This window comes from Streptomyces sp. NPDC014801, from assembly GCF_043082085.1.
Lineage (GTDB): Bacteria > Actinomycetota > Actinomycetes > Streptomycetales > Streptomycetaceae > Streptomyces.
Window position 1 is genome coordinate 354,495 of the sequence record NZ_JBIBXG010000009.1, and the last position, 16,121, is coordinate 370,615.

The window sequence follows — 16,121 nt, forward strand, 5'->3', positions numbered from 1 at the left end:
GCGGCGGCCCGCCAGCGGCTCATGACGTACGGCTGTGGGGTCGGCCCGGCGGGGGAGGTGGCCGTCCGGAATCAGGCGGGCGAGGGCTCAGCCGCGAGGCGGAGGCCGGTGGGTCGACGGCCGGTTCCCGCCGGCGTACGGCCCGCGGGCGGAGTCGGCGTCCGTGCGGCCGTCGGCGTCCGTACGCGCCTCGCCGTCCGTGCGGCCCTCGTCGTCGGCGTCGAACGAGGACGCCTCCTGGGGCGTCAGCACCGCTTCCGGGGTGGCGCCGGGGGCCGTGTCCTGGACGCGGTCGCCGGGGTGGCGCAGGGCGCAGAGGAAGGCGACGCCGAGGGCGACGGCCATGCCGTAGAAGACCCACTGGTTGGCCTCGGCGAAGTCCCTGCGGATCGCGGACATCGCCGCGCGCATGGTCGTGGCGAGGGGTCCGTCGCCGCTCGGGGTGCTCGCGTCGGGGGCGCCGACGACGGCCTCGGACACGTCGCCGGCCGCCGAGCGGGCCGTGTTCGCCGGCACCCCGCGGGCGCGCAGGGTGTCCGTGACGTTCGACGTCATCGTGTGGGTCAGCAGCGTGCCGTAGATCGCGAGGCCGACGCTCGCCGCGTAGTTGCGCACCGTCTGTGTGATGCCGGTGACCTCGCCGTACGAGGCGCCGATCGCGCGGTTGACGGCGTCCGTGGAGGCCGGCGCGAGGATGAAGCCGATGCCGGCGCCCGCGAGCGCGGCGTAGGGCCACTGGTCGTGCATCGTCAGATCGGTCAGTTTCCCGGCCCACAGAGCGAAGCCGACGGCGCCGACCACGCACCCCGTCTTCATCGCCGGGCGGGCGCCCCGCTTGTCCAGGATGCGGCCGCCCCACTGGGAGGCGAGAGCGAAGCCCGCGAAGAAGTACAGCAGGTACAGCGCGGCCTGGTTCGGGGAGGCGCTCAGCGAGATCTGGGCGTAGACGGAGGCGAAGAAGAACAGCGGGACGAACACCAGCATCGAGAAGAACAGCACCAGGACGTCGGCGGTGAAGGCCCGGTCGCGGAAGACGGTCAGGTTGACCAGCGGGTGGCGCACGCGCAGCTCGTAGCGGCCGAAGACGCCCAGCACGACCAGGCCGCCGGCGATGCAGGCCCAGGTCGCCACGGAGTCCCAGCCCCAGGTCGCCGCCTGCTGGAAGCCGAGCACGCTCAGTCCCATCCCGACGGCGATCAGCACGGCGCCGGGCACGTCCAGCGGTTCGTCCCGCCGGTGCGCCGGAATGCGGGCGAGCGCGGTGAGGGCGAGCGCCACGATCGCCACGGGCACGTTGACCCAGAAGATCGCCCGCCAGGTCCAGTCGGTCAGCCAGCCGCCGAGCAGCGGACCGACGGCGGTGAGGGCGCCGGTGAGGCCGAAGAACAGGGCGAGGGCGCGGCCCCTGCGTTCCACCGGGAACACCGCCACGACCACGGCGAGCGCCGCCGGGAACAGCAGCGCCGCGCCCAGGCCCTGGGTGGCCCGGAAGACGACGAGCCAGGTCAGCGGCGAACCGCCGGTGGGCACACAGCCGCACAGCACGGAGGAGCCGACGAAGATCAGCGTGCCCGCCACGACGACCCGTCGCGGGCCGTACAGGTCGGCGAGGCGGCCGCCGAGGGCGAAGAACGCCGCGAGGGCGAGCAGGTAGGCGTTGACCACCCACTGCATGCCGGAGCTGGTCAGATGGAGTTCCGAGACGATGTCGGGGGCGGCGATCGACACGATCGTCTGGTCGATGAACGTCATCGCCACGGCGCACATCATGGCCGCGAGCGCCAGTGGCTGGGAGGCCGCACGTCCCGTGCCGAGCGCGCTGTCCCCTCGTCTCGTGCGCGTTCCGCTCACCCGTTCAGTCTCCCCCCGCCCTGGTCGGCCCGCATCCGCGGTCACAGCGGCATCAGGACGGCGCACCCGTCCCGCCGGCACCCCCTCTCGGGTCAGTCTCTCGGGTCAGTCCGTGTCCGCCGGTTCGCCGCCCCGTTCCCTCAGTTCGTGGACGACGCCGAAGGCGGCGGCGGTCAGCGGGACGGCGAGGAGCATGCCGAGGATGCCGGCCACGGAGGCGCCCGCGGTGATCGCGAGGAGGACGACCGCCGGGTGCATCTGCACCGTCCGGCTCTGGATCACCGGCTGCAGCACATGCCCTTCCAGCACCTGCACGGCGACCACCACGCCGAGCGTCCACAGGGCGATGACGAACCCGCGGTCGGCGAGGGCGACGAGCACGGCGACGGCGCCGGAGATGAACGCGCCGAGGTAGGGGATGTATGCCCCGACGAACACCAGTGCGCCCAGTCCGACGGCGCCGGGGACGCGCAGGATCAGCAGGCCGACGCTGATGCACAGCGCGTCGATCAGGGCGATGAACGTGGTGCCGCGCATGAAGCCCTCGACGGCCCGGAAGGCCCGCCGCGCCACCGCCTCGACGGTGTCGGCGCTCCCGTCCGGCGCGAGCGACCGCAGGACGCCGGAGGCACGGTCGCCGTCGCGCAGGAAGAAGAAGACGAGGAGCAGGGCGAGGACGGCCATGGCGATGGTCTCGCCGACGACGCTGACCCCGCTGATCACGTTGTGTGCCGCCGTCCCGCCGAACTTGCCCAGCAGCTCGCGGCCGTTGGAGGCGAGGTCGTCCAGCGAGGTGCCGGCCGCGCCGAAGTGGTCGGTGATGCCCCGCGCGGCGTCCTTGAGGGAGGCGACGATCTGGTCGCCGGTGTCGATGAGCGCGGCGACGACGATGTACACCGCGCCGCCGACCACGGCGACGACGGCGACACAGGTCAGCCCGGCGGCCAGGGACCGGTTGACGTGCGCCTTGACCAGCCGCCGGTGCAGCGGCCCGAGCAGCGCCGTGCCGAGCAGCGCCAGCAGCACCGGCGTCACGGCCGTCCGCAGCTCGCCGCACAGCCGCAGGCCGACCCAGCCGACACCGGCGACGAGCAGCGCGAGCGCACACCACGCGGCGAGACGGCGGGCGGGCTCGGGAAGCAGGTGCACGCCTCCCACCCCAGCACGCACCGGACGCCCTGTCCCCCGGGAACGGGCCGCCCGGGTGACGCAGCGTCAGACGGAGCCCAGCAGCGCCGTCATCGCCAGCAGGCGGGTCGCCGTCCCGATGGCGCGTTCGTCCACGTCGAACATGCCCTGGTGCAGGTCGAGGACGCGCTCGCTGCCGGGGCTGCGCACGCCGAGGCGGGCCATCGCGCCCCGCACGCCGTCCTCCTGCAGGAACCACGCGAAGTCCTCGCCGCCCAGGCTCTGCTCGGTGGTGGTCACCGCGTCCCGGCCCAGCGCCTCCTCGGCGGCGCGCCGCAGCAGCGTCACGCTCGTCGGCTCGTTGACGACGGGCGGGATGCCGCGGGTGTACTCCAGCTCCGGCTCGACCCCGTGCAGGGCGCAGACGTTCTCGACCGCCTTGCGGAACAGGGGCTCGGCGAGGGTCCAGGCGCGTTCGTCGATGCAGCGGACGGTGCACTGCAGATAGCCCACGCCGGGTTCCTGCTTCGCGTCCGGCTCCCCGGAGTTGGCCTCCACGTGCCCCCACACGATGGACACACCGGAGCCGGCGGGCACCCGGCGGCTCACCGCGGCCGGCACCTCGGTGACGAGGGAGGAGACGGCGTCGACCACGTTGGGCGGGGTCAGCTCCCGCGCCCCCGTCGTCATGGTCCGCACGGTGAGCTTCACCAGGTCGCACGCCGAGGTCAGCGGTCCGGTCTTCAGGCCCACGCGCCCGGCGTCGATCTTCGGGTCGCAGTGCAGGGCGAGGATGCGGCCCACTCCTTGGAGCAGGCCCTGCGCGATCATGTCGCGGGCGCCGGCGATCTTCTCCTCGGCGGGCTGGAAGAGCAGCCGGACCGGGACGGGCAGGCCGTGCGCGGCGGCCAGCCGGGCCAGGACCAGTCCGGCGGCGAGCACGGTGGTGGTGTGCACGTCGTGGCCGCAGGCGTGGCAGAACCCGGGCACGGTGGAGCGGTGGGGCACGGCCTTCTCGTCCTGCACCGGCAGGGCGTCCAGGTCGGCCCGCAGGGCCAGCGCGGGCCCCGCCGGGCCGTCACCGGGGATGCCGCCGGGGATGTCACAGACCAGGCCCGTGCCCGCCGCCATCAGGACGGGCCGCAGTCCTGCCTTTTCGAGCCGCTCCGCCACTTTCCGGGTGGTGCGGAATTCCGCGTGGGACGCCTCGGGATGCTGATGCAGATCCCGACGGAAGTCGATCATTTCCTGCTCGATTTCCGTCGCGTACTGATCGAGCAGTGCTTTCGGACCGTCAAGGGGAGCGGCATTCGGGGCCTCGGCGCCGAGCGCGCCGATCATGGGCAGCTCAACGCCCTTGGCAGCAGGGTTCATTGACCCAGAGTAGAACAAGATTGCATTTCGCCGGCGCCGCCTTCGCCCTCTCGCCCTTCCCCGTGTCGCGGTGATTTTTCGCTCCCTGACACTGCATCGGCTTTTGGGCCGTCCACGTGCCCGAGGGAGTTCGAAAATCCGCGCAGTGGCCCGCCCCCATGGGGACGGGCCACTGCGGCGTTGTGCGGTGCGCGGAGTGTCAGCCCTGCGGGCCCTCCTCCGTCATGCCGTGCACGGCCGGGACGGTGCCGAGGCGGCCCTTCTGGAAGTCCTCGAAGGCCTGCATCAGCTCGTCCTTGGTGTTCATCACGAACGGGCCGTAGTGGGCCATGGGCTCACGGATCGGCTGCCCGCCGAGCAGCACGACCTCCAGGTCCGGCGTGTGCCCGTCCTGCTTGGCGTCCGCGCGGACGGTCAGCGAGGACCCGGCGCCGAACACGGCCGTCTGCCCCGACTCGATCGGCCGGCGCTCGGCGCCGACGCTGCCCCGGCCCGCCAGCACGTACGCCAGGCCGTTGAACTCCTCCCGCCAGGGCAGGGTGATCTCGGCGCCCGCCGCGAGCGTGGCGTGGACCATCGTGATCGGCGTGTGCGTGATGCCGGGGCCGGCGTGCCCGTCCAGCTCACCGGCGATGACCCGCAGCAGCGCGCCGCCGTCGGGCGAGGTGAGCAGCTGGACCGAGCCCGCGCGGATGTCCTGGTAGCGCGGCGCCATCATCTTGTCCTTGGCCGGCAGGTTCACCCACAACTGCAGGCCGTGGAAGAGACCGCCGGAGACGACCAGGTGCTCCGGCGGGGCCTCGATGTGCAGCAGGCCGGAGCCCGCCGTCATCCACTGCGTGTCGCCGTTGGTGATGGTGCCGCCGCCACCGTGGGAGTCCTGGTGGTCGAAGATGCCGTCGATGATGTAGGTGACGGTCTCGAAGCCGCGGTGCGGGTGCCAGGGGGTGCCCTTCGGCTCACCCGGCGCGTACTCCACCTCGCCCATCTGGTCCATCATGATGAACGGGTCGAGGTAGCGGTAGTTGATCCCGGCGAACGCCCGGCGCACCGGGAAGCCCTCGCCCTCGAAGCCGCTCGGGGCGGTGGTGACCGCGAGCACGGGCCGCGCCACGGCGTCGGCGGGGGCGGTCACGCGGGGCAGCGTCAGCGGGTTCTCGACGGTCACTGCAGGCATGGTCGGTACCTCCTTGGTACGCCCAGTTTAGTTGAGCGTTGAACTTCTTGCCACCCCCAACGGAAAAGGCCCGGGGCGCATTCCCCGGGCCTCTCGCCCGCCGAGCGGTTCACCCCGCCAGCGCTCTCACCGCGGGCGCGAGCACCATCGCGGCCAGGAACAGCAGCAGCCCGCCCACCCCCGCGGCGAACGCCACGCCCTGGACCATCCGGCCCACGGCACCCCGCCCGAGCCGGGCGACCTCCGGATCGTCGGGGTCGTACAGGATCTCCACCCGCTCGGCGGCGCTCCCCCGGCCGCGCCACTCGCGCGCATGGCCCCGCCCGTCGACGTAGAGATAGACGCAGCCCTCGCCGGAGTCCTCTCCGTGCAGCGCGTAGGTGCGCGCCAGCCGGGCCTGCGCCACCACGCCGCGTGCCCGCAGCGCCCGGCCCTGGCGCACCAGCTCCGCGCCGCCGAGCACGGCGACGACGGCCGGCGCGAGCAGCAGCGGGACCACGAGCCAGCCGAACAGCGCGCCTGTGCCCGCCCCGGCGGCCACCAGGGCCACGAACCCCGCCAGGTACGCCGTCGGCACCACCCACCACCAGCGGGAACGCGGTCGCCGGGTCCCTCGCTTCAGCGGCTCCTCCCGTACGGCGTCCGGGTCACCCCCGGGCGGCCGCTCGCCGCCGGCGGCACCGGCCTCCGAGACCCGCTGGGCGAACGCGGCGGCCTGCGGGGCGCGGCGCGCGGTCAGGGAGTACGCGGGCGGGGGCCGGGTGCCGTCCGTGCGCAGGACGACGGTGAGCACCCGGTCGCCGGCGCCGCCCGTCTCCACCCGCTCGATCGCCGCCAGCGGTATCCGGCGGCGCAGCCCGGCGGTGTCCAGCAGCAGCTCGGCCCCGGACAGCCGGGCGGCTCGGCCCCGCCGGCCGTGGAGGACGTGCGGCGCGGTGTCGTACGAGGTCACGCGGGCACAGTAGGGAACCCGGCGAGCGGAGGGAGCCATTCAGCCGACTTGCCGGACGTGGCGTCGGCCATACGCCGAGCCGTGCCCGTCGGCCACGGGGACCGAGCGCGTCAGCTCCCCGTCCGTGGCACGGCGAGGGAGCCGACCGCACCTCCGGCGCGCGACGGTGCCGTCAGCCGTACATCCGGCGCATCGCGAAGTCGACCATCTGTTCGACGGCCTTCGCGTCGAAGACGATCCGGTGCTCACCCTCCATGTCCAGGACGAAGCCATAGCCGGTGGGGAGCAGGTCGATCACCTCCGCACCGGTGATCACGAAGTACTTGGACTCCTTGCCGGCGTAGCGGCGCAGCTCCTTGAGCGAGGTGAACATGGGGATCACCGGCTGCTGGGTGTTGTGCAGCGCCAGGAAGCCGGGGGTGTCGCCGCGCGGGCAGTACACCTTCGACGTGGCGAAGATCTGCTGGAAGTCCTCCGGCGACATCTGCCCGGTGGTGAAGGCGCGCACGGCGTCGGCGAGGGACGGCGGCGACGGCTCGGGGTACAGCGGCGGCTGCTGGCCGTATCCGCCCGCCATCGGCTGCTGCGGCGGGGCGTACTGCTGCTGGGCGCCGTTCTGGTCGTAGCCGTACATGAGCGCAAGGGTACTGACCCCGTCACGAGGGGTGGGTCACAGATCCCCGGATCGGGGTTGCAAGATATTACCGACGGGTAGCATCATCGGAGCTACTTGCTGGTACGTGTAAAGGCGCGAGGAGTCCAGTGCCTCGCCGAATCCTCAACGGAGCCGTCGCCATGGGGCACTACAAGTCGAATCTCCGCGACATCGAGTTCAACCTCTTCGAAGTACTGGGGCGCGACAAGGTGTACGGCACCGGCCCGTTCGAGGAGATGGACGTCGACACCGCCAAGAGCGTCCTGGAGGAGCTGACCCGCCTCTCGGAGAACGAGCTGGCCGAGTCCTTCGCCGACGCCGACCGCAACCCGCCCGTCTTCGACCCGGAGACCAACACCGCGCCCGTCCCGGCGTCCTTCAAGAAGAGCTACCAGGCCTTCATGGACTCCGAGTACTGGCGCCTCGGCCTGCCCGAGGAGATCGGCGGCACCACCTCGCCGCGCTCCCTGATCTGGGCCTACGCCGAGCTGATCCTGGGCGCCAACCCGGCCGTGTGGATGTACTCCTCGGGCCCCGCGTTCGCCGGCATCCTCTTCGAGGAGGGCAACGAGGTCCAGAAGCACATCGCCAAGATCGCCGTCGAGAAGCAGTGGGGCTCCACCATGGTCCTCACCGAGCCGGACGCCGGCTCGGACGTGGGCGCCGGCCGCACCAAGGCCGTGCAGCAGGAGGACGGCTCCTGGCACATCGAGGGCGTGAAGCGCTTCATCACCTCCGGTGAGCACGACATGTCGGAGAACATCCTCCACTACGTGCTCGCCCGCCCCGAGGGCGCCGGCCCCGGCACCAAGGGCCTGTCCCTCTTCCTCGTCCCGAAGTACCTCTTCGACTTCGAGACCGGCGAGCTGGGCGAGCGCAACGGCGTCTACGCCACCAACGTCGAGCACAAGATGGGCCTGAAGGCCTCCAACACGTGCGAGATGACCTTCGGCGACAAGCACCCCGCCAAGGGCTGGCTGATCGGCGACAAGCACGACGGCATCCGCCAGATGTTCCGCATCATCGAGTTCGCCCGCATGATGGTCGGCACGAAGGCGATCTCCACGCTCTCCACCGGCTACCTCAACGCGCTGGAGTACGCCAAGGAGCGCGTCCAGGGCCCGGACCTGGCCAACTTCATGGACAAGACCGCGCCCAAGGTCACCATCACCCACCACCCCGACGTGCGCCGCTCGCTGATCACGCAGAAGGCGTACGCCGAGGGCATGCGCGCCCTGGTGATGTACACCGCCTCGATCCAGGACGCCATCCAGATCAAGGAGGCGAACGGCGAGGACGCCTCCACCGAGCACGCCCTGAACGACCTGCTGCTGCCGATCGTCAAGGGCTACGGCTCCGAGAAGGCCTACGAGCTGCTCGCTCAGTCGCTGCAGACCTTCGGCGGCTCCGGCTTCCTGCAGGAGTACCCGATCGAGCAGTACATCCGGGACTCCAAGATCGACACCCTCTACGAGGGCACCACCGCGATCCAGGGCCAGGACTTCTTCTTCCGGAAGATCGTCCGCAACCAGGGCGCCGCGCTGAACTCCCTCGCCGAGGACATCAAGAAGTTCCTGGCGCTCGGCACCGGCGGCGAGGAGCTGGCCGGCGCCCGCGAGCACCTGGCCAAGGCGGCCGTGGAGCTGGAGGCGATCGTCGGCCTGATGCTGACCGACCTCGCCGCCACCGAGCAGGACACCAAGAACATCTACAAGGTCGGCCTGAACACCACCCGGCTGCTCATGGCCTCCGGTGACGTCGTCGTCGGCTACCTGCTGCTCAAGGGCGCCGCGATCGCCGCCGAGAAGCTGCCCACGGCCTCCGCCAAGGACAAGGCCTTCTACACCGGCAAGATCGCCGCGGCCAAGTTCTTCGCCGCCAACGTCCTGCCCGGCGTCACCTGCGCCCGCAAGGTCGCCGAGGGCGTCGACCTGGACCTGATGGAGCTGGACGAGGCCGCGTTCTGAGACCGCCCCGGTCCCGGCGTCCCTGACGCCCGCCGAGTCCCGCAGTCCCCACGAGGGCCCGCTCCCGCTTGACGCGGAGCGGGCCCTCGCCCGTCGTTAAGGTGAACCCCATGAGCGAACCCTCACGCCCAGCCGCCTCCGGCGCGACCGCGCCCTTCGACCGCGGCCACACCGACGACCTGATGACCTTCCTCGCGGCGAGCCCGTCGCCGTACCACGCCGTGGCGAGCGCCGCCGAACGGCTGGAGAAGGCCGGCTTCCGCCAGGTCTCCGAGACGGACGCCTGGGACGGGACGAGCGGCGGCAAGTACGTCCTGCGCGGCGGAGCCATCGTCGCCTGGTACGTCCCCGAGGGCGCCGCACCCCACACGCCGTTCCGCATCGTCGGCGCGCACACCGACTCCCCGAACCTGCGGGTCAAGCCGCTGCCCGACGCCGGCGCCCACGGCTGGCGGCAGGTCGCCGTCGAGATCTACGGCGGCCCCCTGCTGAACTCCTGGCTCGACCGCGACCTGGGCCTGGCCGGCCGGCTCACCCTGCGCGACGGCACCACCCACCTCGTCAACATCGACCGGCCCCTGCTGCGCGTCCCCCAGCTCGCCATCCACCTCGACCGCTCGGTGACCGCCGAGGGCCTCAAGCTGGACAAGCAGCGGCACATGCAGCCCGTCTGGGGGCTGGGCGGCGACGTCCGCGAGGGCGACCTGATCGCCTTCCTGGAGGAGGAGAGCGACCTGCCGGCCGGCTCGGTCACCGGCTGGGACCTCATGGTCCACTCCGTGGAACGCCCCGCCTACCTGGGCCGCGACCGCGAACTCCTCGCGGGCCCGCGGATGGACAACCTGCTGTCGGTGCACGCGGCGACCGCGGCGCTCACCTCCGTCGCCGCCACCGGCGACCTGCCGTTCATCCCGGTGCTGGCCGCCTTCGACCACGAGGAGAACGGCTCCCAGTCCGACACCGGGGCCGACGGCCCGCTGCTCGGATCGGTGCTGGAACGCTCGGTGTTCGCACGCGGCGGCTCGTACGAGGACCGGGCCCGCGCCTTCGCCGGCACCGTCTGTCTCTCCTCCGACACCGGTCACGCGGTGCACCCCAACTACGCCGAGCGCCACGACCCCACGCACCACCCGCGTGTCAACGGCGGCCCCATCCTCAAGGTCAACGTCAACAACCGCTACGCCACCGACGGTTCGGGACGCGCGGTGTTCGCCGCGGCCTGCGAGAAGGCCGGCGTGCCCTTCCAGTCGTTCGTCTCCAACAACTCCATGCCGTGCGGCACCACCATCGGCCCCATCACCGCCGCCCGGCACGGCATCCGCACCGTCGACATCGGCGTGGCGATCCTCTCCATGCACAGCGCGCGGGAGTTGTGCGGCGCCGACGACCCGTACCTGCTGGCCAACGCGCTGGTGGCGTTCCTGGCGGGCTAGACCCCGGACTTTCCGCGCGGTGCGGGCCGTTCCGGTGTGCGGACCGGAACGGCCGTCACCCGCATGGGGGTTGACAACGGGGGTACCCGACTGTCCGGACCGGAGAGACCGGACCGGACAGGGAGGCGACACTCATGGGCCTCGGCGGATGCATCATTCTCATCGCCGTGGGAGCCATCCTCACGTTCGCGACCGACTGGCACATGCAGGGGGTCAACCTCGACCTGGTCGGCATCATCCTGATGATCGTCGGTCTGATCGGCGTGTCGACGTTCAGCAGCATCTACCGCCGCAGGCGGGTCATGGTGCCGCCCGCGACCACGACGGTCGTCGAAGAGGAACGGCACCACCACACACGGGACGGCTACAGCGACGGCTTCGGCGTCTGAGCCCTCCCACTACGGCGTCCGGTCGTCCATCCCGGCCAGGACCAGCGGCAGGCGGTGCGTGCCGTCGGGGGTGAGGTGGACCGGGACGCCCCAGTCCTGCTGATGCACATGGCAGGCCGGATAGGCGTTGGACGGGTCGTCGTCGCAGGAGGCGGCCATGGCGGACACGTGCAGCACGCCCCGCTCCACGGCGGGGTTCAGCCGCAGGGTGCGGGCGAGATCGGTGCCCGCGCCCTCCCCGTCGAGCAGCAGCTCGGGCGGGGTGGCGGAGACCAGCAGCCGGGTGGAGGGGCCGTACCGCAGGTCCAGCTTCTGCCCGGGCGGCGCCTGGAAGATCACGTCCAGCTCCAGCTCGCCCGGCGCGACCTCGGTGGCCTGCCGCTGCGTGCGGTGGGCGACCGCCTCCACCCGCACCGCCTCCTCCGGGAGCCGCAGCCGGGTCAGCCGGTGCCGCGCGGACTCCACCACCACGATGTCCTCGCCGGCGAGCACCGCGTCGCTCGGCTCCCGCAGATCCGTAGCGAGGGTCGTGACCTCGCCGGTCGCCGGGTCGAAGCGGCGCAGCGCGTGGTTGTAGGTGTCGCACACGGCGACCGAACCGTCGGGCAGGGCGGTCACCCCCAGCGGATGCTGGAAGAGCGCCTGGTCCGCGGCCCCGTCCCGGTGACCGAAGTCGAACAGCCCGGTGCCCACGGCCGTGTGCACGCTGCCGTCCGGCTCCACCCAGCGCAGCGCGCTCGTCTCCGAGTCCGCCAGCCACAGCCGCTCCGGCGTCGCGGCCAGCCCCGACGGCTGCGCGAACCACGCCTCGGCGCCCGGCCCGTCGACCAGTCCCTCGTTGGTGGTGCCGGCGGTCACCCCGACGGTCCCGTCGGCCGGGTCGTAGGCCCACAGCTGGTGCACACCGGCCATCGCGATCCACACCCGGCCCTGCCACCAGGCGACGTCCCACGGCGAGGACAGGTCGACCTCCCGGGCGGGACCCGAGGTCGCCGCGCCCTGCATCCACTGCCGTCCGGTCCCGGCGAGGGTCGTGACCTCGCCGGTCGCCGGGTCGAAGCGGCGCAGCGCGTGGTTGACGGTGTCGGCGACGACGACCGTGCCGTCCTCCAGGAGCGCGAGACCCTGCGGTTCGCTGAAGGCGGCCCCGTCCGGCCCGCCGTCGGTGAAGCCCCGCGCACCGGACCCGATCCGCCGTACGACACTCTCCCCGTCCTCCGCCAGCTCCACGAGCTGGTGCCGCGTGGTGTCGCTGACCAGGAAACCCCCCGACGGCAGCCGCAGCGCCTTGCCCGGGAAACGCAGGGTGGTCGGCTCCGGCTCCGGCGGCACGTACGGCCCGTCGCCCCGCCGCAGCGTGCCCTTCGCCTCGTGCTCGGCCTCCAGCTCCGTCACCAGCCGCTCGATGGCGTGCACATGTCCCTCACCGGCGTGCTGCGCGACGACGTACCCCTCGGGGTCGATCACCACGAGCGTCGGCCACGCCCGCACCGCGTACTGCTTCCACGTCGCGAGCTGCGGGTCGTCGAGCACCGGGTGCTCCACGCCGTACCGCTCGACCGCGTCCACGACCGCCTGGTGCTCGGCCTCGTGCACGAACTTCGGCGAGTGCACCCCGATCACCACGACGGTGTCCCGGTGCTTGGCCTCCAGCTCGCGCAGCTCGTCGAGGACGTGCAGGCAGTTGATGCAGCAAAAGGTCCAGAAGTCGAGCACGACGATGCGTCCGCGCAGGTCGGCGAGGCGGTACGGCCGGCCGCCCGTGTTCAGCCAGCCGCCCTTGCCGATCAGCTCGGGGGCGCGGACGCGGGCGCGACGGGGTGCGGAGTGGCTCATGGATCAAGGGTGCCACCCGGCACCGACCGTCAGGACAGCGCGTGGCCCGTCGTGGCGTCCACGTGGTCGGGGACCTCGTCGTGGCGGTCGCCGACCGTGAGGGTCCCCGACGGCTCGAAGAGCAGGATCTCCGTCGGCGCGGGGGCGTACGGCTTGTGTTCCGTGCCGCGCGGGACGGTGAAGACCGAGCCCCGCGGGAGGACCACCGTGCGCTCGCCCTCCGCCTCGCGCAGCGCGATGTGCAGTTCGCCGGACAGCACCAGGAAGAACTCGTCGGTGTCGTCGTGCACGTGCCACACGTGCTCGCCCTCCACCTTGGCGACGCGGACGTCGTAGTCGTTGACGGTCGTGACGATGCGCGGGCTCCACCGCTCGCCGAAGGAGTCCAGGGCGACGGCCAGGGAGATCGGTTCGCTGCTCATGGCGCCATCCTGGGCCTGGTCCGGTACCGCGCGCGAGTGCTAGGAATCGCACATGCCGCAAGGATCCTCGCACCCGCGACCGCACCGCGTCGTCCTCGTCGTCGACGAGAACTCCAACCCCTTCGAGATGGGCTGCGCCACCGAGATCTTCGGCCTGCGCCGCCCCGAACTCGGCCGTGACCTCTACGACTTCCGGCTGTGCGCGGCCGATGCCGCGACCCGGATGCGGGACGGGTTCTTCACCCTCACCGGCGTCGCGGGGCTGGAGGCCGCCGAGGACGCGGACACGCTGATCGTGCCGAACCGGCCGGACACCGACACCCCGCGCTCCCCGCGCGTCCTGGACGCCATACGCCGGGCGCACGCGTGGGGCGCGCGACTCATCGGCTTCTGCTCCGGCGCGTTCACCCTGGCGGAGGCCGGCCTGCTCGACGGGCGCCGCGCCGCCTGCCACTGGATGTGGGCGCCGTCCTTCCGCGCCCGCTTCCCCCGCGTCCGGCTGGAGCCCGACGTGCTGTTCGTGGACGACGGCGACATCCTCACCGCGTCCGGCAGCGCCTCCGCGCTCGACCTCGGCCTGCACGTCGTCCGCCGCGACCACGGCGCCGAGATCGCCAACCACGTCTCCCGGCGCCTGGTCTTCGCCGCGCACCGCGACGGCGGGCAGCGGCAGTTCGTCGAACGTCCCGTGCCCGACGTGCCCGACGCCTCCCTCGCCCCCCTGCTCGTCTGGGCGCAGGAGCGGCTGGACGAACCGCTGACCGTCGCCGACCTCGCCGCACACGCGCGTGTCAGCCCCGCCACCCTGCACCGGCGCTTCCGCGCCCAGCTCGGCACGACACCGCTCGCCTGGCTGACGGCCGAGCGCGTCACGCTCGCCCGGCGGCTCATCGAGCGCGGCGAGGAACGGCTCGACGTCGTCGCCGCCCGCAGCGGCCTGGGCACCGCCGCCAACCTGCGGGCGCGGCTGCGGCGGGAGACCGGACTCAGCCCGTCGGCCTACCGGCGGCGTTTCGCGGGGGCGCCCGGGGAAGCGCTCATGGCATGAGATTCCTCGTGTACGACCGGCTCCTCGGCATCGGCGACGACTACTGGATCGAGGACGACCGCGGCACCAAGGTCTTCCTCGTCGACGGCAAGGCCATGCGCCTGCGGGACACCTGGGAGCTGAAGGACACCCAGGGGCGCGTCCTGATCGACATCCACCAGAAGATGTTCGCGCTGCGCGACACCATGGTGATCGAGCGGGCCGGCGAACCCCTGGCGACGATCAAACGGCGGCGGCTGTCCCTGCTGCGCAACCACTACCGGGTGAGCCTGGTCGACGGCACGGAACTGGACGTCAGCGGCAAGATCCTCGACCGCGAGTTCGCCGTCGAGTACGACGGCGAGCTGCTGGCCGTGATCTCCCGCCGCTGGCTGACCGTCCGCGACACCTACGGCATCGACGTCATCCGCGACGACGCGGACCCGGCCCTCCTGATCGCGGTGGCGGTCTGCGTGATCCACCTGGCGGAAAAAGAACGCGAGGACGACGACTGAGCCCGCGCCCTGCGCGGCGCGGGGTGCCGCCTCCCGCGTGACTGCGGACAGCCGTGCCGCTGGGGCGGGGCCCACCCCACGCAGCTGCGGGCCGCCGCATCGCGGGGCCGGCTCCCGTAGCTGCGGGCAATCGTGCCGCTGGGCCGGCGCCCACCCCACGCAGCTGCGGACAGCCGCATCGCGGGGCCGGCTCTGGTAGCTGCGGGCATCCGTGCCGCTGGGGCGACGCCCACCCCCGCAGCTGCGGGCAGCCGCATCGCGGGGCTGGCTCCCGTAGCTGCGGGCAATCGTGCCGCTGGGGCGGCACGGGTGGGCGCTGGGGGTCCCCCCTGCTCGAAGAGCTTGGGGGAGGCACCCCGCAGCGCCGGGCTGCGCACCCCACGGCGGGCACCCCGGCGCCGAGCGCCTCGCACCGCCGGGTGCGCAAGCCCACGGCGTTCACCGAGACCCCGGCGCGCAGTCACCCGGGCCCGAAACTCACCGCGGCGGCTCCAGCCCGAGCACTCGATCCTTCAGCGCCGGGAACTGCTCCCGCGTAACCCCCACCTTCCCCGGCTCGAAGGACACCGTCAGGACCTCCTCACCCGCCCCCGCCTCCGCAAGCACCTCACCCCACGGATCGACCACGATCGAGTGACCGGCCTGCGGAACTCCCGCATGCGTCCCCGCCGTTCCACAGGCGAGCACGAACGCCTGGTTCTCCACCGCCCGCGCCCGAGCCAGCAGCGTCCAGTGCTCCCGGCGCCGCTCCGGCCAGCCCGCCGGGATCACCAGGGTCTCGGCGCCCGCGTCGACGAGCCCGCGGAAGAGTTCGGGGAAACGGAGGTCGTAACAGGTCGCCACGCCCACGGTGGTCCACGGCAGACGCACCGTCACCAGCTCCCGCCCCGCGCCCATGAGCACCGCCTCGCCCTTGTCGAAGCCGAAGCGGTGGATCTTGCGGTAGGCGGCGGCGAGCTCACCGGACGGGGAGAAGACGAGGGAGGTGTTGTAGAGGGGCCCCTCGGGGTCGCGCTCGGGGACGGAACCGGCGTGCAGCCACACGCCCGCGTCGCTCGCCGCCTTGGCCATGACCTCGGCGGTCGGCCCGTCCAGCGCCTCTGCCTCGGTGCCGAACTCCTCGTAGGCGAACGCGCCCGTGGTCCACAGCTCGGGCAGGACGACGAGGTCCGCGGCACCGGCCTGTTCCCGCACCAGGGCGGCGGCGCGCAGCCGCCGTTCGGCCACCGATTCGCCCTCGTTCACGGCGATCTGGATCAAAGAGGCGCGCACACTACCACCGTCCTGGCAATCGAGCCGTCCACACGGGCGCCCCCACGGGCCTACGATCGTCACACGAAAGCACTGCCGGGGTGCCTCGGAGCAGCGTAACTTAGCCATTCCAGACACCGCCGA

Annotated in this window: 15 protein-coding genes; 6 read left to right on the top strand and 9 right to left on the bottom strand. The window is 72.4% G+C overall.

The window, feature by feature from the left end; genetic code table 11:
- Positions 1 to 87 precede the first annotated feature (87 nt).
- The 3 genes from ACF1AL_RS23465 to ACF1AL_RS23475 all read right to left on the bottom strand — a co-directional run bounded on the left by ACF1AL_RS23465 (position 88) and on the right by ACF1AL_RS23475 (position 4,224).
- The gene (locus tag ACF1AL_RS23465; protein ID WP_391820813.1) at positions 88 to 1,770 is read right to left on the bottom strand and encodes an MFS transporter; all 1,683 of its coding nucleotides are present in this window, start codon (positions 1,768 to 1,770) and stop codon (positions 88 to 90) included.
- A 186-nt stretch (positions 1,771 to 1,956) separates the two neighbouring features.
- Positions 1,957 to 3,000 (bottom strand): AI-2E family transporter, encoded by a 1,044-nt coding sequence (locus ACF1AL_RS23470; RefSeq protein WP_391820685.1) that lies wholly within the window; start codon positions 2,998 to 3,000, stop codon positions 1,957 to 1,959.
- 66 nt (positions 3,001 to 3,066) lie between these two features.
- The gene (locus tag ACF1AL_RS23475; protein ID WP_391827281.1) at positions 3,067 to 4,224 is read right to left on the bottom strand and encodes an amidohydrolase; all 1,158 of its coding nucleotides are present in this window, start codon (positions 4,222 to 4,224) and stop codon (positions 3,067 to 3,069) included.
- Here ACF1AL_RS23475 and ACF1AL_RS23480 point away from each other — a divergent pair.
- The gene (locus ACF1AL_RS23480; RefSeq protein WP_366835442.1) at positions 4,192 to 4,356 is read left to right on the top strand and encodes a hypothetical protein; all 165 of its coding nucleotides are present in this window, start codon (positions 4,192 to 4,194) and stop codon (positions 4,354 to 4,356) included. The two genes, ACF1AL_RS23475 and ACF1AL_RS23480, sit on opposite strands and share 33 nt — an antisense overlap.
- Before the next feature lie 196 nt (positions 4,357 to 4,552).
- Here the strand turns inward: ACF1AL_RS23480 and ACF1AL_RS23485 are convergent, their stop codons facing one another.
- The 3 genes from ACF1AL_RS23485 to ACF1AL_RS23495 all read right to left on the bottom strand — a co-directional run bounded on the left by ACF1AL_RS23485 (position 4,553) and on the right by ACF1AL_RS23495 (position 7,116).
- The gene (locus ACF1AL_RS23485; RefSeq protein ID WP_366835302.1) at positions 4,553 to 5,530 is read right to left on the bottom strand and encodes a pirin family protein; all 978 of its coding nucleotides are present in this window, start codon (positions 5,528 to 5,530) and stop codon (positions 4,553 to 4,555) included.
- A 109-nt stretch (positions 5,531 to 5,639) separates the two neighbouring features.
- Positions 5,640 to 6,482 (bottom strand): hypothetical protein, encoded by an 843-nt coding sequence (locus ACF1AL_RS23490; RefSeq protein WP_391701133.1) that lies wholly within the window; start codon positions 6,480 to 6,482, stop codon positions 5,640 to 5,642.
- A 172-nt stretch (positions 6,483 to 6,654) separates the two neighbouring features.
- Positions 6,655 to 7,116, bottom strand: coding sequence for an SseB family protein (locus ACF1AL_RS23495; RefSeq protein WP_366835300.1), 462 nt, complete (start codon positions 7,114 to 7,116; stop codon positions 6,655 to 6,657).
- 161 nt (positions 7,117 to 7,277) lie between these two features.
- On the opposite strand from ACF1AL_RS23495, the gene ACF1AL_RS23500 reads away from it, so the two are divergent.
- The 3 genes from ACF1AL_RS23500 to ACF1AL_RS23510 all read left to right on the top strand — a co-directional run bounded on the left by ACF1AL_RS23500 (position 7,278) and on the right by ACF1AL_RS23510 (position 10,926).
- Positions 7,278 to 9,104, top strand: coding sequence for an acyl-CoA dehydrogenase (locus ACF1AL_RS23500; RefSeq protein WP_366835433.1), 1,827 nt, complete (start codon positions 7,278 to 7,280; stop codon positions 9,102 to 9,104).
- Positions 9,105 to 9,214: 110 nt separating this feature from the next.
- Positions 9,215 to 10,537, top strand: a complete 1,323-nt coding sequence (locus ACF1AL_RS23505) for a M18 family aminopeptidase (RefSeq protein WP_391701130.1) — start codon at positions 9,215 to 9,217, stop codon at positions 10,535 to 10,537.
- 134 nt (positions 10,538 to 10,671) lie between these two features.
- The gene (locus tag ACF1AL_RS23510) at positions 10,672 to 10,926 is read left to right on the top strand and encodes a DUF6458 family protein (RefSeq protein ID WP_366835298.1); all 255 of its coding nucleotides are present in this window, start codon (positions 10,672 to 10,674) and stop codon (positions 10,924 to 10,926) included.
- Positions 10,927 to 10,935: 9 nt separating this feature from the next.
- On the opposite strand, the gene ACF1AL_RS23515 is transcribed toward ACF1AL_RS23510, so the two are convergent.
- Together ACF1AL_RS23515 and ACF1AL_RS23520 are read right to left on the bottom strand one after the other, a co-directional pair.
- A complete protein-coding gene (locus ACF1AL_RS23515; RefSeq protein ID WP_391827228.1) occupies positions 10,936 to 12,762 on the bottom strand; it encodes an NHL domain-containing thioredoxin family protein in 1,827 nt (608 codons plus the stop codon).
- Between the two features lie 29 nt (positions 12,763 to 12,791).
- The gene (locus ACF1AL_RS23520) at positions 12,792 to 13,184 is read right to left on the bottom strand and encodes a cupin domain-containing protein (RefSeq protein ID WP_366835296.1); all 393 of its coding nucleotides are present in this window, start codon (positions 13,182 to 13,184) and stop codon (positions 12,792 to 12,794) included.
- A 52-nt stretch (positions 13,185 to 13,236) separates the two neighbouring features.
- Here ACF1AL_RS23520 and ACF1AL_RS23525 point away from each other — a divergent pair, with 52 nt between their 5' ends.
- Together ACF1AL_RS23525 and ACF1AL_RS23530 are read left to right on the top strand one after the other, a co-directional pair.
- Complete coding sequence (locus ACF1AL_RS23525; RefSeq protein ID WP_391827230.1) at positions 13,237 to 14,232, top strand: GlxA family transcriptional regulator; 996 nt, start codon at positions 13,237 to 13,239, stop codon at positions 14,230 to 14,232.
- Entirely contained in the window at positions 14,229 to 14,726 is a 498-nt protein-coding gene (locus tag ACF1AL_RS23530; protein WP_366835294.1) for an LURP-one-related family protein, read from the top strand. The genes ACF1AL_RS23525 and ACF1AL_RS23530 overlap by 4 nt, the downstream gene beginning before the upstream one ends.
- A 477-nt stretch (positions 14,727 to 15,203) precedes the next feature.
- Here the strand turns inward: ACF1AL_RS23530 and ACF1AL_RS23535 are convergent, their stop codons facing one another.
- Positions 15,204 to 15,998 carry a carbon-nitrogen family hydrolase gene (locus ACF1AL_RS23535; RefSeq protein WP_391658810.1) on the bottom strand — a complete coding sequence of 265 codons (795 nt, stop codon included), beginning with the start codon at positions 15,996 to 15,998 and terminating at the stop codon, positions 15,204 to 15,206.
- Between the last annotated feature and the right edge of the window lie 123 nt (positions 15,999 to 16,121).

What these genes read in the sequence shown, in the direction of transcription:
- ACF1AL_RS23465 (WP_391820813.1), bottom strand. Translation starts at nt 1,770, where the DNA reads ATGATGTGCGCCGTGGCGATGACGTTCATCGACCAGACGATCGTGTCG.
- ACF1AL_RS23480 (WP_366835442.1), top strand. Translation starts at nt 4,192, where the DNA reads ATGCTGATGCAGATCCCGACGGAAGTCGATCATTTCCTGCTCGATTTC.
- ACF1AL_RS23475 (WP_391827281.1), bottom strand. Translation starts at nt 4,224, where the DNA reads ATGATCGACTTCCGTCGGGATCTGCATCAGCATCCCGAGGCGTCCCAC.
- ACF1AL_RS23485 (WP_366835302.1), bottom strand. Translation starts at nt 5,530, where the DNA reads ATGCCTGCAGTGACCGTCGAGAACCCGCTGACGCTGCCCCGCGTGACC.
- ACF1AL_RS23495 (WP_366835300.1), bottom strand. Translation starts at nt 7,116, where the DNA reads ATGTACGGCTACGACCAGAACGGCGCCCAGCAGCAGTACGCCCCGCCG.
- ACF1AL_RS23500 (WP_366835433.1), top strand. Translation starts at nt 7,278, where the DNA reads ATGGGGCACTACAAGTCGAATCTCCGCGACATCGAGTTCAACCTCTTC.
- ACF1AL_RS23505 (WP_391701130.1), top strand. Translation starts at nt 9,215, where the DNA reads ATGAGCGAACCCTCACGCCCAGCCGCCTCCGGCGCGACCGCGCCCTTC.
- ACF1AL_RS23510 (WP_366835298.1), top strand. Translation starts at nt 10,672, where the DNA reads ATGGGCCTCGGCGGATGCATCATTCTCATCGCCGTGGGAGCCATCCTC.
- ACF1AL_RS23515 (WP_391827228.1), bottom strand. Translation starts at nt 12,762, where the DNA reads ATGAGCCACTCCGCACCCCGTCGCGCCCGCGTCCGCGCCCCCGAGCTG.
- ACF1AL_RS23520 (WP_366835296.1), bottom strand. Translation starts at nt 13,184, where the DNA reads ATGAGCAGCGAACCGATCTCCCTGGCCGTCGCCCTGGACTCCTTCGGC.
- ACF1AL_RS23525 (WP_391827230.1), top strand. Translation starts at nt 13,237, where the DNA reads ATGCCGCAAGGATCCTCGCACCCGCGACCGCACCGCGTCGTCCTCGTC.
- ACF1AL_RS23530 (WP_366835294.1), top strand. Translation starts at nt 14,229, where the DNA reads ATGAGATTCCTCGTGTACGACCGGCTCCTCGGCATCGGCGACGACTAC.